General features: G+C 69.2%; 11 protein-coding genes. 9 read left to right on the forward strand and 2 right to left on the reverse strand.

Features of this window, described 5'->3' with window-relative positions; all coding sequences use genetic code 11:
• The first annotated feature begins 32 nt into the window (after positions 1–32).
• The 3 genes from ACZ6YV_RS13170 (at position 33) to ACZ6YV_RS13180 (ending at position 4,464) form a co-directional block, all read left to right on the forward strand.
• Positions 33–2,387, forward strand: a complete 2,355-nt coding sequence (locus ACZ6YV_RS13170; protein ID WP_465509786.1) for a polysaccharide lyase family 8 super-sandwich domain-containing protein — start codon at positions 33–35, stop codon at positions 2,385–2,387.
• Between the two features lie 60 nt (positions 2,388–2,447).
• Positions 2,448–3,596 carry an epoxide hydrolase family protein gene (locus ACZ6YV_RS13175; protein ID WP_465509787.1) on the forward strand — a complete coding sequence of 383 codons (1,149 nt, stop codon included), beginning with the start codon at positions 2,448–2,450 and terminating at the stop codon, positions 3,594–3,596.
• A gap of 70 nt (positions 3,597–3,666) precedes the next feature.
• Positions 3,667–4,464: an alpha/beta fold hydrolase gene (locus ACZ6YV_RS13180; RefSeq protein ID WP_465509788.1), complete on the forward strand. Its 798-nt coding sequence runs from the start codon at positions 3,667–3,669 to the stop codon at positions 4,462–4,464.
• On the opposite strand, the gene ACZ6YV_RS13185 is transcribed toward ACZ6YV_RS13180, so the two are convergent.
• Positions 4,445–7,156, reverse strand: a complete 2,712-nt coding sequence (locus ACZ6YV_RS13185) for an AfsR/SARP family transcriptional regulator (RefSeq protein WP_465509789.1) — start codon at positions 7,154–7,156, stop codon at positions 4,445–4,447. The two genes, ACZ6YV_RS13180 and ACZ6YV_RS13185, sit on opposite strands and share 20 nt — an antisense overlap.
• Before the next feature lie 124 nt (positions 7,157–7,280).
• Between ACZ6YV_RS13185 and ACZ6YV_RS13190 the strand changes: the two genes are divergently transcribed.
• A complete protein-coding gene (locus ACZ6YV_RS13190; protein WP_465509790.1) occupies positions 7,281–7,769 on the forward strand; it encodes a hypothetical protein in 489 nt (162 codons plus the stop codon).
• 81 nt (positions 7,770–7,850) lie between these two features.
• Here ACZ6YV_RS13190 and ACZ6YV_RS13195 read toward each other — a convergent pair whose 3' ends face one another.
• Positions 7,851–8,663, reverse strand: coding sequence for an SAM-dependent methyltransferase (locus ACZ6YV_RS13195; RefSeq protein ID WP_465509791.1), 813 nt, complete (start codon positions 8,661–8,663; stop codon positions 7,851–7,853).
• 176 nt (positions 8,664–8,839) lie between these two features.
• On the opposite strand from ACZ6YV_RS13195, the gene ACZ6YV_RS13200 reads away from it, so the two are divergent.
• The 5 genes from ACZ6YV_RS13200 (at position 8,840) to ACZ6YV_RS13220 (ending at position 15,216) form a co-directional block, all read left to right on the forward strand.
• The gene (locus ACZ6YV_RS13200) at positions 8,840–10,189 is read left to right on the forward strand and encodes a cytochrome P450 (RefSeq protein ID WP_465509792.1); all 1,350 of its coding nucleotides are present in this window, start codon (positions 8,840–8,842) and stop codon (positions 10,187–10,189) included.
• A gap of 70 nt (positions 10,190–10,259) precedes the next feature.
• Complete coding sequence (locus ACZ6YV_RS13205) at positions 10,260–11,309, forward strand: alpha/beta hydrolase (protein ID WP_465509793.1); 1,050 nt, start codon at positions 10,260–10,262, stop codon at positions 11,307–11,309.
• A gap of 105 nt (positions 11,310–11,414) precedes the next feature.
• Positions 11,415–12,299, forward strand: coding sequence for a PAS domain-containing protein (locus ACZ6YV_RS13210; RefSeq protein WP_465509794.1), 885 nt, complete (start codon positions 11,415–11,417; stop codon positions 12,297–12,299).
• Positions 12,300–12,341: 42 nt separating this feature from the next.
• Positions 12,342–13,529 carry an EAL domain-containing protein gene (locus tag ACZ6YV_RS13215; RefSeq protein WP_465510177.1) on the forward strand — a complete coding sequence of 396 codons (1,188 nt, stop codon included), beginning with the start codon at positions 12,342–12,344 and terminating at the stop codon, positions 13,527–13,529.
• Positions 13,530–13,632: 103 nt separating this feature from the next.
• Positions 13,633–15,216: a substrate-binding domain-containing protein gene (locus ACZ6YV_RS13220; RefSeq protein ID WP_465509795.1), complete on the forward strand. Its 1,584-nt coding sequence runs from the start codon at positions 13,633–13,635 to the stop codon at positions 15,214–15,216.
• Position 15,217: the final 1 nt, after the last annotated feature.

A 15,217-nucleotide genomic window follows, 5' to 3' on the forward strand; every position in this document is an offset into this window, starting at 1 on the left:
CCCGTCTTTCGACCCTCTTGGGAGGCACTGTCATGCCCGGATTCGGTTACGTCGACAGGAGAACGGCTCTACGGGGAGGCGCGGCGGCGGCCGCGTCGGTGGCGCTCACGACAGCTCTCGCGAGCCCTTCATCAGCCCAGTCCGCGGTTCCGGCGGGGCTGGCCGGTATGTCCTCGATCGTCACCGGCTACCGCGAACTGCAGACCGGGATCAACCGGCCGTCGGCGGAACGCGCCGCCGCGCTGGCGAACCTGGACAGGGTCGCGAAGTCCTACCACGACAGCATGACCCTCGACGGTGGTCCACTGTGGAAGGACCTCCCGCTCGGTCCGGGCAGCGACTTCACGACGTCGATGTACGCCCGGCTCCGCGCGATCGCGGTCAACCGGGGCACCCCGGGCGGTGTGCTGGCGGGCGACCCGGCCGTGCTCGGCCGGATCAAGGCGGCGCTGGAACTGCTGTACACCAGCGACCAGTACAGCGAGAAGACCGCCGAGATCGGGAACTGGTACACCTACGAGATCGGCATCCCGCTCTACCTGCTGCACATCCTCGCGACCGTCGCCGACGAGCTGACCCAGGACGAACTCACCAAGTACCTCAAGCCGGTGCTGAAGTTCTCCGGCAACCCGAACCTCCGCACGAACAACCCGAGCGTCGTCGAGACCGGCGCCAACCGCGCGGACAAGTCCACGATCTCCATCGTCTCCGGCGCGATGCTCGGCGACACCGAGCGGATCAAACGCGGTGTCGGGGCGTTCACCGACGTCGAAGGCGGGGGAGCGGCGAGCGTCATCGCCAAGCTCCACCGCGCGGCCGGTGACGGCTTCCACACCGACGGCTCCTTCATCCAGCACGATTCGGTGCCCTATCCCGGGCACTACGGGATCGTCCTGCTCACCGCCGTCGCGTCCGCCATCCACGTCACCAAGGGCACGGAGTTCGAACTGGCCCCCGACGTGCGCGACGCGGCGTACGCGCTGGTCTCCGACACGTTCGCGCCGTTCGTGTACGCGGGCGCGCTGATGGAGTCCGTCCGCGGCCGGTTCCTTTCCCGGCAAGGGGAATCCGCGCACGACATCGGGCATCAGCTCACCGGCGCGGTCGTGCTGCTGGCGCGGTCGGCGAGCGGGAAACGCAAGGAAGAACTCGGCGGCCTCGCCGCGAAGTGGATCACCGAAGACACTTTCGCGCCGTACCTCAAGATCCCCGACCCCGAACGGTTCGCGCCGGGCCCGGACCTCGTCGGCATCCCGGGCGTCGAGTTCGCGCAGGAGCTGCTGGCGACCGGCACCCGCCCGGCGCCGACGGTCGCGACGCACCGCGTGTTCGGTCAGCAGGACCGGATGGTGCACGTCACCGAAGGCTGGTCGGCCTCGCTCGGCGTCGCCTCGACGCGGATCTCGCGGTACGAGTCGGTCAACTCCATGAACCTGCACGGCTGGTACACCTGCGACGGTTCGCTGTACCTGTTCCTGCCCAAGGCCAAGGGGCACTTCACCGACGCCTACTGGCCGACCGTCGACCCGCAGCTGCTTCCGGGTACCACCACCAAAACCGGCCCGACCCCGAAGCTGGAGCAGGTGCCGCTGACCGGTAAGGATCACTGCGGCGGGGTTCGCTGGGACGCGAGGCATGGCGCGCACGCCCTCGACTTCGTCTCGCAGGACGGCACGCTGACCGCGAAGAAGTCGTATTTCTTCACGCCGTCGGGTGTGGTGTGCCTCGGCGCGGGGATCACCGATTCCTCCGGCGAGCGGATCCGGACCACGATCGAGAACCGCAACCTCGGCGAGAACGGCTCGGGTGTCCTGCTCGCCGACGGTCATCTCGTCGGCGGCTCGGAGTCCTTGCGGCGCAAGCGATGGCTGCATCTGGAGAAGGTCGGCGGATACATCCTGCTCGACGACGCGGAGGTGACCGCGCTGCGCGAGGACCGGACGGCGACCTGGCGCGACGTCGACAAGGGCGCCAACACCAAGGGCACCACGGTGCCGTACACCCGGCGCTACCAGAAACTGGTGATCGAGCACGGGCCCAAGCCTTCGGGCGCGAGCTACGCCTACGCCGTCCTGCCCACCGCGTCGGTGCTGGAGACGATCGCCTCGGCTTGGGCCTGGCGCGTGCGGTCCAACACCGTGACCGTGCAAGCCGTCCGGCTCTGGGACGCGACGCTGTTGGCGAACTTCTTCGACGCCGGCTCGGTCGACGAGGTGTCGGTGTCCGGACCGGCGTCGGTGGCGCTGGGGCGGACCCGGAACGGTTGGCAGCTGGCCGTTTCGGATCCGACGCAGCGCCAGGAGGTCCTGCGCGTGACCGTGCGGCGGAAGACCGTCGAGGTGCCGGTGAAGGACACCTTCGGCGCGACCCAGATCGTCCGCGTTTAGTCGGCTGAATGCGAGCCATTTAGGCCAGAAACTGGCCTAAATGGCTCGTACGGTCAGCCCATGACCGAGATCGAGCAGTTCCGCATCGACATCCCGCAGTCCGATTTGGACGACCTGACCGACCGGCTGGCGCGGACCCGCTGGCCGTCGGCGCTGCCCGGTGCCGAATGGAGCCGGGGCGTCCCGGTCGCCTACCTCAAGGACCTGGCCGAGTACTGGCGAGACGGCTACGACTGGCGCCAGTGGGAGAAGCAGCTCAACGAGTTCCCGCAGTACGTCACCGAGATCGACGGTCAGCGCGTGCACTTCCTGCACGTCCGGTCGCCGGAACCGGACGCGATCCCGCTGATCATGACGCACAGCTGGCCGAACTCGATCGCCGAATTCCTGCACGTCCTGGGGCCGCTCACCGACCCGCGAGCCCACGGCCTCGACCCGTCGCGCGCCTTCCACGTCGTCGCGCCGTCCTTGCCGGGCTTCGGCTTCTCGCCGTTCCCCGAACCGGCAGACCAGCGGCCATGGGACATCGCGCGGGTGGCGCGGACGTGGGCAGAGCTGATGAGCCGCCTCGGCTACGAACGCTATGGCGCACACGGGAACGACGCCGGCGCGCTGGTGACGCCCTGTCTGGCGGTGCACGCGTCCGAGCACGTCATCGGCTCGCACATCACGTCCGGGCTCGGCGTCCCGATGGGCGATCCGGCCGACTTCGAGGGGCTCACCGAACAGGACCAGGCCGACCTGTCCGGGCTGATGGAGCGCTTCGCGGGCGGCAGCGGCTACGCGCCGTACTTGACGAACAGGCCGCAGACGCTGAGCTTCGGCTTCCTCGATTCGCCGGTCGCGCAGCTGGCCTACCTGGTCGAACGGTTCAAGGAGTTCGACGGCTGGCCCGAAGGCGCGGCGCCCGCCGAGCCGATCGACCGCGATCTGCTGCTCACCAACGCGACGCTGTATTGGCTGACCGGGACAGGTGCCACTTCGCTGTGGCCGTACTACGAAGGTGCGGCCGCGATGCCGATCGACCAGACGGTGGTGCCGACAGGCGTTTCGCACGGCGGGCCGTCCGCCCTGCGCAAGATCGCTTCGAGCAAGAACGACCTCGTGCGCTGGGCGGATCACGAGAGCCCGAGCCATATGGTCGCGATGGCCGTCCCGGACGACGTGGTGATCGAACTCCGGGAGTTCTTCGGGAATCTCCGGAACTGATGTCGAGCGGTGGTCATCGGCTCCGACCCAGGGACGAAGCTAAAGTCGAAGCGACCCCGTGGAGGACCTGATGACCACCTCGTTCGAGACCGTGAACTCGGCTGACGGCACCGTGATCGCCTTCGACCGGACAGGCGAGGGCACGCCGGTGATCCTGGTCGGCGGCGCGTTCAACGACCGGACGACCGTCGCCGGCCTCGCCGCGACGCTGGCCTCGGAGTTCACCGTGCTCGCCTACGACCGGCGCGGGCGGGGCGACAGCGGCGCGGGCGCGGTCTATTCGGTGGAACGCGAGGTCGAGGACCTCGCCGCGCTGATCGACCACGTGGGCGGTTCGGCGGCGGTCTTCGGTCACTCGTCGGGTGCCGTGCTGGGGCTGGAGGCGGCCGCACGGGGCGTCGCCATGACCAGCCTCGCCGTGTACGAGCCGCCGTACGTCGTCGATGACAGCCGTGCCAGGCCCGCGGCCGACCTCTTCGACCGCGTCCGGGCGCTGATCGCCGACGGCGACCGCGACGGCGCGGCGGAACTCTTCCTGGTCGAGGGGACGAACACGCCGGCCGAGGTCGTCAAGGGCATGCGGGGCGATGCGTTCTGGGTCTGGTTCGCCGGGCTCGCCCACACATTGCCCTACGACCTCGCCCTGTGCGGGCCCGGCAACGTGCTGCCCGCCGACAGGCTGGCCAAGATCTCCGTCCCCACGCTGGTCATGGACGGCGGGGAGAGCGACGCCTGGATGCGGGCCGGTGCCCGCGCTGTCGCCGACACGATCCCCGGCGCCCGGCACGCCACTGTCGAGGGGCAGGACCACGGCGTCCTTCGTCAGCCGGACGCCCTGCGCGTTCCGCTCACAGAGTTCCTCCGGTAACGACCTTCAGCGGTTCGGCGGGCAGGCCCATCTCGGCGTAGAGGTCCCGTGCGGCACGGGACTGCCCGATCCCGGCCAGCGCGCGGGCTTCCTGCAACCGGTAGCCGATCCGCCTCGCCGTTTCGAGCGCGAGCCGATGCTGCCGCAACCCCTCCGAGGTCTCGCCGAGCGCGAGGCAGGCGGTGCCCAGGCTGTTGGCCGCCATGGCCAGCAGCAGCGGATGGTTCAGCCGGGTGAGGATCTCGCAAGCGCGTTCGGCCTGCTCGCGCGCCTCGCCGGGCCGACGGGCGAGCAGCAGGGCGTCTGCGTGGTCGATCCGGCTCCACGCCTCGCCGAACAGGTAGCCGAGGTCCTGCGAAACGGCGATCGAACGTCCGGTGACCTCGAAGGCCTCCTCGAACCGGCCGAGCCGGGCGAGGACCAGGCCGAGCTGGGCCGAACTCAGGACCATGCCGTGCGGATCCTCGCGCAGCGCCACCGCTTTCCGGGCGGAGACCAGCGCGTCGTCCAGCCTGCCGAGGACCTCCTGAGCGTTGCTGAGATTGGTCCAGAGCGTGGCGGCGGCGGTCTCGTCCGCGACGGCGAGGCCATCGCGATAGAACCGGATCGCCTCGGGATAGTGGCCGAGCATGCCGTGCAGGGCGCCCACCCTGGACAGCGCGATCGCCTCGGCCGCGCGGTCGCCGGAGGCGCGGACGACGTCCAGCCGCTCCAGCGCGCAGTCCATTCCCTCGGTGAGCCGCCCGTTCTCCCAGCAGGCGAGGGTGAGGCTCGCCAGGCTCAGCTGGATCGCGTGCGGGTCGCCGATCCGGCGGGCCGCGGTGATCCCGGTCCGCGCCACGGCGAGCAGTTCGTCGAGGTGCCCGCTTTCCCGGAGGTGGTCCGCGGTGTCCGCGGCGATCCGCCAGGCGTGGTCGTCGCGACCGGTGCCGAGGGCGTGGCGGGTGACCGCGACCAGGTTGGCCCGTTCGGCCGCGTACCAGCCGGAGTCGCCGCCGTCGCGGTAGTGATCGAGCAGCCTGCCCACCGCCGGAACCGATTCTTCGTCGCGTGCGGCGTTGCGGGCGTGCTCGGCGATCAGGTCGTGGAACGAATAGCGGCCGAGCGCGGGCTGCCGGAGCAGGTGGGCATCGAGTAGGTCTTCCAGGAGGCTTTCGGCCTCGTGCTCGCCGATACCGGCCAGCGCCGCCGCGGCGGGCACACCGATGTCGGCACCGGGATTCCGCCCCAGCAAACGGAACATGCGCTGCTGCGCCGCATCGAGTTCCCGATAGGACAGTGCGAACGCCGCGGCCATGTCACGCCCGGCGACCTTGAGCTCGGCCAGCCTGTCGTGTTCGGAACCCAGCCGCTCGACGAGCGTTCGCACGGTCCACTGTGGACGGTTCTGCAGCCGGGCGGCCGCGATCCGGATCGCGAGCGGCAGATTCCCGCACAACGCGGCCACTCCGGAGTCCGGCCTGCCCGACGCCGCCGCGAACAAGGCGCCCGCCTGTTCGTCCGGCAGGACTTCGAGACTGATCGACGCGGCACCGTCGACGGCGGCCAGGCGCCGCCTGCCGGTGACCACGAGGGCGACCGTGGCCGAACCGGGCAGGAGCGGTCGCACCTGTCCGGCGCTCGCGGCGTTGTCGAGAACCACGAGCAGTGAGCGGCCCGCGGTTCTCGTTCGCCAGAGTTCGGCTCGCCGGTCCACACCGCCGGGGAGCCTGCTCGCCGGGATGTCCAGCTGTCCGAGCAGGGCTTCGAGCGCGGCTTCGGGCGTGAGCGGCTCGCGGGCCGGGGAATGGCCGTGCAGGTCCAGGAACAGTTGCCCGTCGGGGAAATCGGCGGCGAGCCGATGCGCGGCGTGGACGGCGAGCGAGGTCTTGCCGACGCCGGCCATCCCGTCGACAGTCACCGGGCGCCCGAGCCGGACGGCGTCGAGGAGACGGCGGATCTCGTCCTCCCGGCCGGTGAAATCCGGGACGTCGTAGGGGAGGAAGCAACGGACCTTGCCGTACTCCGGCTCGTCGCGGAGGATGCGCTCGTACAGTTCGCGCGACTTCGGGCCGGGGTCGATCCCGAGTTCGTCCACCAGCCGCGTCCGCGCCTGCCGGTAGACGTTCAGCGCGTCGGCCTGTCTGCCCTGCTGATGCAGCGCGCGCATGAGCAGTCCGGTGAACGCCTCGCGGAACGGATGCTCGGCGACCAGGGCCGTCAGCTCGGCGACCGGATCCTCCCCGGCGGCGATCTCCTCGTCGAGGCAACGTTCCACAATGGATAGACGGCGCTCGTCGAGTTCGTCGGCCTCGCCGCGCAGAGCCATACTGTCCACACCGGACAGAGCGGGTCCGCGCCAGCATCCGAGCGCCTCGCGGAACTCGCCGCGCGAGACGTGCTCCTCGAACGAACGAAGGTCGAAAATGCCCGGGCGCAGGACGAAACCGGGCCCCTCGGCGGTCAAGACATCCTCGGTGGCGCCCTCGGCGAGGAGGGCGCGCTTCAGCGCCGTGGTGAGGTTGCGGATCTGGCGAATGGCCGTGGCGGGCGGGTCCTCGTCCCAGACGACGTCCACCAGCCGTGACACCGAGACGACGCGATCGGCGCCGAGCAGCAGGGCGGCCAGGATGCGCTCCTGCCGCGAGCCCGCCAGCTTCAGTGGCCGTGCACCGTTCCGGCATTGCACCGGGCCCAAGATCCGGAACTCCATCGCACCCCCTCCCGCGAGGTTAACCGGCCCGGCGCCCGCGCCGGTGCGGAAGTGATGCAGCTGTGATGCGCCGCCCGGGGACTCTTCCGGTGGACGAAGTACGGGACGTGATGAGGAGAACCCTATGCGCAAGCGGTATTACGCGGCGTTGGCCGGGCTGGTCGTGGCGGCGGCGGGAATCGGCGTCCCTGCGGCGGCGGCCGCCGGCGACCAAGGGGCCGAAAACGAGCGCCAGTCCTGCCGGCGCGCGTTCGACCGTGCTGTGTGGGAGGACATGGACAGCTACAACAAACGTGACGAGGCGCGCTACCGGGCGATCATCCACCAGAACATGGTGACCATCGGCCGCAAGGGGCAGCTGTTCATCGGCTACGAGGCCAACGTGGAGCCGGTGGTCGACGTGCAGTTCAAGCTTCCGTACGAGTACAGCATGCCGTGGACGGTGACCCACACCGTCGTCGAGAACTGCGCGATGGGCTACGCGATCCTCGACGCCTACTACAAGGTGCCGTCGCAGAACATCGACAGGCACTACACGATCAGCCTGACGCTGGTGCGCGAGCACGGCAGGTGGCAGGTCATCAAGGACACCGTCACCGACGTGCTGCCCTGATCCCCGGGGGGTGTCATGAAAGGGTCGTTCAGGACGAAATGTGTCCTGAACGACCCTTTCATGACATCCGGGGGAGGGGGCTCAGGGCTTCCGGCCCACCCCGGCGTACGGCAGTGAGTTGATCTCCGGATCGTTGGACATGTCGCCCGCCCCTTGGGGGTTCCACATCGCGCAGCCGACGACGCCGGGCTCGACGACGTCGAAGCCCTCGAAGAACGAAAGCACCTGGTCGTGGGTCCGGGGGATGGGGTCGTTCTGGGTGCTTTTGTACGCCTCGATGGCTTCGTCGAGGCCGATCGAGTCCGCGTCGGCGGCGACGTGCGAGAGGGCGAGGAAGCTGCCGGGGGCGATGCGCTCCCGGTAGCGGGCCAGGATCGAGTGCGGATCCCAGGAGTCGGGCACGAAATGCAGCAGCAGCAACATGAACAGCCCGATCGGCTGGTCGAGGTCCAGCAGTTCCCTGGTTTCGGGCGCGTCGAGGATGTCGTTGGCGTCGCGGAGGTCGGCCTGGATCGCCGCGCACCGGTCGTTGCCGCGCAGCAGCAGTTTGGCGTGCGCCACGGCGACCGATTCGCGGTCGACGTAGACCACCCGGCACGCCGGGTCGATCTGCTGGACGATCTCGTGGAGGTTGCCGACCGTCGGGATCCCGGAGCCGATGTCGAGGAACTGCCGCACCCCCGCCTCCACCATGTGCAGCGCGGCACGCCGCAGGAAGGCGCGGTTGAGCCGGGCCGCGTCGCGGATCCCCGGCATGATCTTCAGGATCTGTTCGCCAAGGTCGCGGTCGGCCTGGAAGTTGTGGTCGCCGTTGAGCCAGTAGTCGTAGACCCGGGCGGGATTCGGCACGGTCGTGTCGACCTCGGGGGGTACCCAGCTCAGGTTCGAAGTCACCGTCGTCGCCGCCGTTCGGTTGGGGGATCCCTTGGGGCACAGGAGTCTAGCGGGCGCTCGGGACCGGGCTGCCATCGTCCGATCGTGTGGATGTGCGGCGACGGAACCCCGTCCGCGGCCCGGTGGTCCTAAGGTGACCGGGTTCAGCGGCCTAGGACCACCGGGAGACGAGCACGATGGCACCAATTCCGGAGGTCGCCGTCGCACCGGGCCGGTGGCCGGTGCTGGGGCACACCGTGCCGATGCTCCGCGACCCGGTGAAACTGCTGTCGTCACTGCGATCGCACGGCGACGTCGTCCGCCTCGACTTCGGCCCGATGCCGGTGTACCTCGTCACCACACCGGAACTGGCCTGGCGGCTGCTCGCCGTCGAGGCGGGGAAGTTCGACAAAGGCATCGTGTTCGACAAGATGCGGCCGCTGTTCGGCGACGGGCTCGCGACCTCCAACGGCGCCTTCAACCAGCGGCAACGGCGGATGATGCTGCCCGCCTTCCAGCGAAGCCGCATCGCGCTCTACGCCGAGACGACGATGACGACGCTCGCCGTGGACCTCGCCGACTCGTGGCTACCGGGCGAGGTGGTCGAATTCGACCGGCGGATGCAGGATCTCGCGCTGACCATCTCCGGGCGCACGCTGTTCTCCACCGAACTCGGCGACGAAGCGCTCGCCGAAATCCAGCGGTCGATCCCGATCATGCTGAAGTACGTCATGGTCCGGGCCTTCTCGCCGAAGTTCGTGGAGCGGCTGCCGATCCCGGCGAACCGCGAGTTCGACGCCGCAGCCGCGCGGCTGCGGCGGGTTATCGGCGACGCCGTCCTCAGAGCGCGTGAGAAGGGCGGCGACCAGGGCGATCTGCTGTCGATGTTGTTGCTGGCCAAGGATGACGAGACCGGCGAGAAGATGACCGACCGTCAGGTGGCGGACGAGGTCATCACGATCCTCACCACCGGCGCCGAGACCACCGCCGTCGCGCTGGCGTGGTTCTTCCACGAGATCGGGGCGCGGCCGGACATCGAACGCAGGTTCCACGCCGAGGTCGACGAGGTGCTGGACGGCGGGCCCGCGCGGTTCGAACACCTGCCGCGCCTGGTCTACACGCAGCGGATCATCAACGAGGTCGTCCGCCGGACCCCGCCGGTGATCCTGATGCGGCGCGCGCGGGAGGACGTCGAACTCGGCGGTGTGCGGATTCCCGCCGGTACCGAAGTCGCGGTCAGTCAGCACACGCTGCATCGCGATCCGCGCTGGTTCCCCGAACCCGAACGGTTCGACCCGGATCGCTGGGAACCGGAGCGCGCCGCCGAGCTGCCGAAAGGCGCCTTCATCCCGTTCGGTGCCGGCGCCCGGCTGTGCCCGGGTCACCAGTTCGCCCCGACGGAGATCGCCTTGGTCGCGGCGACGATCGGTGCGCGGTGGCGGCTGGAACCGCTACCAGGGGTGAAGGTCTTTCCCAAGATCAAAGCGACGATGCAGCCGAACCGATTGCCGATGACCGTGCTGCCGCGAACCCCGGGCGGACGGTGAGCGTTCGGTTACCAGGTGTAGGGTTCGTGCTCCTTCCGAGCGTCCCGATTCCGGAGAGGGTTCTGTGAGAATGCCGCTCAAACTGGCCACCGCGGTGGCCGCCTGCTGCGCGCTCCTCGGTGGTTTCCTGGTCGCCGCCCCGGCGGCGGCCGTCGAGATCCGTTGTTCCGACCTGGATCTGCCGGTCACCGGCGCGCTCGGCGAACCGGCCACGGTGCACGGCCGGTTCTGCCTGCCCGACGGCCCGACACCCGAGGCGATCCAGCTGCTGGTGCACGGCGGCACCTACAACAGCGCCTACTGGGATCTGCCCTACGACCCGGATCGCTACTCGTACCAGCGCGACATGGCCAAGCACGGTTACGCGACGTTCGCCGCGGATCAGCTCGGTTCGGGCGGGAGCAGCAAACCGCTCAGCCTCCCGCTCCTGTTGCCGGTGCTGGCGCGCTCGATGCACGAGGTGATCGGCCATCTGCGCGCGGGCCGGGTCGGTGGCACGCCGTTCGGGAAGGTCGTGATCGTCGGGCATTCGGTCGGTTCGGGCATCGTCGCGGCCGAGGCGTCGACCTATCAGGACGTCGACGGCGTGATCCTCAGCGGGATGACGCATCTGCCGTCGGTGCCCGCCTTGACCCTCGGCGTGCTTTTCGGCCTGCAGCCCGCGTTCGCGGACGACAGGCTCGGCTCGCTCGGCAGTGATCCGCTTTATTTCACGACGAAACCGGGGGCGCGCGCCGGACTGTTCTACGCGACGGAAGATTCCGACCCGCAGGTCATTGCCGCCGACGAGGCGACCAAGGATCAGGTTTCGGTCCCGGGAATGGGGACCGTCGCCGTGTTCGGCATCGTGCTGCCCGCGACGAAAGCGATCCGGGTGCCGGTTTTCCAGGCTGTCGGGGAAAAAGACATCCTGTTCTGCGGTTTGTTCGCGCTCCGGGACTGCTCGAGCGGGGCGGCGCTGCGTCCGGCGGAAGCGCCGTACTACCGGCCCGAGGCCGAACTTTCCACGTATGTTCTGCCCGGTGCCGGACATTCGTTGGCACTACACCGCAACGCGTCCCTGTACCGGGACGCCACGCGCGATTGGCTGAGGGATAAGATCGGTGTTGCAGTACCTTAGGGTTACCACCCGATTGGGTGACCGGTAAACCGTGAGTATGGCCAGAGAATCGTGGAGGATGTTTCTCCACCACGGAATACGAAAACGACCCCAGGACCGGCGGACGTGACTGCCCCACTTCCGAACGGCGATGAGTTCTCGGTATCGCCGGACGCCCCGAAGAGAACTTCATCCTCCGCGTCGCCGAAGCGGAAGAACGCCGCCCCGACCCGGGCCACGCTCGCTCGCAAGTGGGCGTACCTGGTCACCGGTACGGCGTATCTTCCGTATACCCATGCCCAGATCGAAGAGCATTTCTCGGCTCTGCTGGACGAGGTCTTCGCGGCGATGCTGAGTGACGATGCCGAGCCCGTGCAGGCCACCGAGGCCGGCGCGCGGCTCGTCGCGCTCAGGTGCGTCGGGCCGGACAGTCTGCGTCGCACGATGGAGGTACTCGGCAAGGGGCTCTTGCACGAGCCGGAGTTGCGGAGCGTGAAGTCGCTCCCCGAACGGGTGTTGCAGGTGCTCGGCGCGCTCGCGTCCGGCTACGGCGAGGCCTTGCGGGAGAGCATCCAGACGCAGCAAGAGGATCTGAGCCGCACCCTGGTCACCCTCGAACGCGAGACCCGGCGTGAACTGGTGCTCACGCAGGCGCGTTTCGAGCAGCTGTTCACCGGATCGGCGACAGGGGTGGCCGTCACCAGGGTGGACGGCCGCGTCCAGCGGGTGAACCCGGCGTTCGCCGACATGCTCAACCGGCCCGTCGCCGATCTGATCGGGCTCAACCTCTACGAACTCGTTCATCCGGACGACGCCGAAGGCCTGCGCGAGGGCTACCGGAAGCTCCTCGAAGGCAAGAGCCCGCGGCTGGAGATGTCACGAAGACTCGTCACCGACGACGAGGAACCGACGTGGGCCGGGTTCACCGGCGCCGTCATCCGCGATCCGGCGGGCGAAGCCCAGCAGCTGATCACCCTGGTCGACGGCGACACCGACGTCTCCCTGCTCTAGCGGCAACTGAGCCGCCAGGCCCTGCACGATCCGCTGACCGGCCTGCCGAACAGGCAGTTCTTCGGCACCCGCATGGAGCGGGCGCTGCGGCACGCCGACCCGGCCTTCGGCGTCACGGTCTACCACCTCGACCTCGACGGCTTCTCCCTGATCGCCGGCGGTCTCGGCCAGAAGCAGAGCGACGACCTGCTGAAGAACGTCGCCGCGAAACTGCGGGTCGTCGTCGGCGGCGAGGACGCGCTCGTCGCCAGGATCGGCGGCGACGAATTCGGCATCCTCATCCAGAACACCGCCACCAGCCCGGACGTCGCCACCGTCATCGGCATGATCAACCAGGAGCTGTCCGAACCGGTCTACCTCGAAGGCGGCAGCGGGGTCGCGGTCTCGGCGTGCGTCGGGGTCGTGCACCGGCCGCCGAGGGACATCGCGCCGAACGAACTGCTGCGCGTCTCCGACATGACGCTGCGCCGGGCGCAGGCCAACGGCTACCGGCAGTGGGCGCTGTCCGATTCCGCCCTCGACACCAGGGAACGGCACGAGTTCAGCCTGGCCGTCTCCATGGCGGGTGCCTGGGAGACCGGCGAGATCGAGGTCAGCTTCCGGCCGCTGACGTGGCTGGCGGACAGCAGGCCCGCGGGTATCGAGGCGCGGCTCGCGTGGAACCATCCCCGGCACGGCCGGATCGGTCATGACACCTGCGTCCGCTTCGCCAACGAGACCGGTCTCATCGTGCCGCTCGGCGAATGGCTCATCCGCACCGCGTGCGAGGAGTCGGACGACAGGCTCCCGATGGTCGTGGGCCTGAGCCCGCATCAGGCCGCGGATCCCGATCTCGTCGGGTCGGTGCGGAACGTGCTCGCCGCCACCGGCCTCGGGCCGTCCCGGCTGCGGCTGGGCTTCCCCGCCGGCGCGGTGCTCGCCGAACTGGGGGAGACCGTCGACAACCTGCATCTCCTCGCCGAGATCGGGGTGGACGCCGAGCTGCAGGACTTCGGGGTCGCCGGTGACGTCGTCTGTCTCGTGGACGTGCCCGTGCGGATGGTCCGGATCGCTCCCCGGCTGGCCGAGCGGCGGACGGAACCGCTGGCGGAACGTTCGCTGCGGAACCTCATCGAGACCGCGAACATCGCGGGCGCGACGGTGATCGCGGACGGGATCGATTCGACAGGCGACGCCGGCTGGTGGCAGTCGGCCGGTGCCCACATCGGGGCGGGGCGGTACTTCGGTTAGGCCGTTTGCCGTAGCGAGGCGCGCTAAGTTACCCGAGGGTTGACGTGCGCGGGCGGATTGGGCAACATCCCAGGTCCTCACCCCGCACCTCGGAGGCAGGCACATGCAGGTTGGCCCGAGGCGTGGAGGGCGTTTCACCGCGCCCGTCGTCGTCTTGAGCCTGTTGCTGGTGATCGCGCTCGGTGCCTGGTGGGGCGTCGACTATCTCCGGGCCCGGTTGGCCGGCAACGGTTGTGACGCGCTGACGCCGGTCGAGATCACCGCCGCGCCCGACGTGGCGCCGGTGCTCACCCGGCTCGCGGCGACCGTGCCGCAGGAAGAATGCTTCAGTGTCAACGTGACCGCGAGCGAGTCGGCCAAGACCGCCGACCTGCTCGGGACCACCACCTCCGGCGGGCCCGACGTCTGGATCCCCGAGTCGAGCACGATGTTGTCGCAGGCCAGGGACGCGGGTGCGTGGAACCTCCCGGAATCCGGTCAATCGGTGGCGAATTCCCCGGTGGTGCTGGGACTTCCCGACGAGACCGCGCGTCGGTTCGGCTGGCCGGGGAAAACTCCGGCTTGGCAAGAGATCCTCGACGAGTCCCCGGTCGGGATGCCGGACCCGGCCCGGGATCCGCTGGGCATCGCCACGCTGCTCGGCCTCCGGAAGCTGACCGAGAAGGCGCCCGATCCGGCCGCCGCCTTCACCGCCGCCCTGCGGAAGCTGAACCCGGCGCCCGGCCAATTCCCGGCCGCTTTCCCCGCCGCCGAACAGTCCGTCCTCGCCCGGAATCTCGTGGCGGCGTACCCGGGCGTCCCGGTGCAGGGGTTCGACTACCCGTATGTCGTGCTGCCCAAGGCCTCGGAGGCGTCGAGGACAGCGGCGGAACTTTTTCTGCGACTGCTGCTCGACCCGCTCGCCGCCGGGACCTTCGCCGACGCGGGATTCCGCGCGCCCAACGGTCACTTCGCCGTTCCGAGGGCGCAGGACAGCCGGACCGACCCGGCGCCGCATCCGCCCGGTGCCCCGCCCGTGACGGATCTGTACGCCGCTTTGCAGGCTTGGGCGGGGACGAACCTGAGCGCCCGGGTCCAGGTGCTGCTCGACGTCTCCGGCTCGATGGCCGCCGCCGTACCAGGCACGGGGAAGAGCCGGATGGAACTCACCCTGCAGGCCGCGACGCAGGGCCTCGGGCTGTTCAAACCCACCACGGAACTGGGGTTGTGGCTGTTCTCGACCAAATTGGACGGTGACAAGGACTACCGGGTCCTGCTGCCGATGAAGACGATCGCCGAACAGACGACTTCGGGCGGCGTGGAGCAACTGCAGGCGGTGCGGCCGAAACCCGGCGGGGCGACAGGGCTCTACGATTCGATCCTCGCCGCGTACCAGAACGCCAGGCAGAACTGGAAACCCGGCCGGATCAACCTGGTCGTCGTCCTCACCGACGGCCGCAACGAGGACAGCGACACGATCGGGCTGCCGCGGCTGCTGGAAGAGCTGGGCAAGCTCCAGGACCCGAGGAAACCGTTGCCCGTCATCGGGATCGGCATCGGGCCGGACATCGACGCGTCCGAGCTGCGCCAGGTCTCCACCGCCACCGGCGGGGATTCGTTCACCACCCCCGATCCGCGGAAGATCTCGGACGTCTTCTACCAGGCGCTGAGCAAGATCATGTGCCAGCCGCCGACCTGCAAGAATTGAG

The organism is Amycolatopsis sp. NPDC102522, assembly GCF_055584485.1.

Bases quoted from the DNA above. Each gene is read 5' to 3' on its own strand.
- ACZ6YV_RS13170 (WP_465509786.1), top strand. From the start codon at position 33: ATGCCCGGATTCGGTTACGTCGACAGGAGAACGGCTCTACGGGGAGGC.
- ACZ6YV_RS13175 (WP_465509787.1), top strand. From the start codon at position 2,448: ATGACCGAGATCGAGCAGTTCCGCATCGACATCCCGCAGTCCGATTTG.
- ACZ6YV_RS13180 (WP_465509788.1), top strand. From the start codon at position 3,667: ATGACCACCTCGTTCGAGACCGTGAACTCGGCTGACGGCACCGTGATC.
- ACZ6YV_RS13185 (WP_465509789.1), bottom strand. From the start codon at position 7,156: ATGGAGTTCCGGATCTTGGGCCCGGTGCAATGCCGGAACGGTGCACGG.
- ACZ6YV_RS13190 (WP_465509790.1), top strand. From the start codon at position 7,281: ATGCGCAAGCGGTATTACGCGGCGTTGGCCGGGCTGGTCGTGGCGGCG.
- ACZ6YV_RS13200 (WP_465509792.1), top strand. From the start codon at position 8,840: ATGGCACCAATTCCGGAGGTCGCCGTCGCACCGGGCCGGTGGCCGGTG.
- ACZ6YV_RS13205 (WP_465509793.1), top strand. From the start codon at position 10,260: ATGCCGCTCAAACTGGCCACCGCGGTGGCCGCCTGCTGCGCGCTCCTC.
- ACZ6YV_RS13220 (WP_465509795.1), top strand. From the start codon at position 13,633: ATGCAGGTTGGCCCGAGGCGTGGAGGGCGTTTCACCGCGCCCGTCGTC.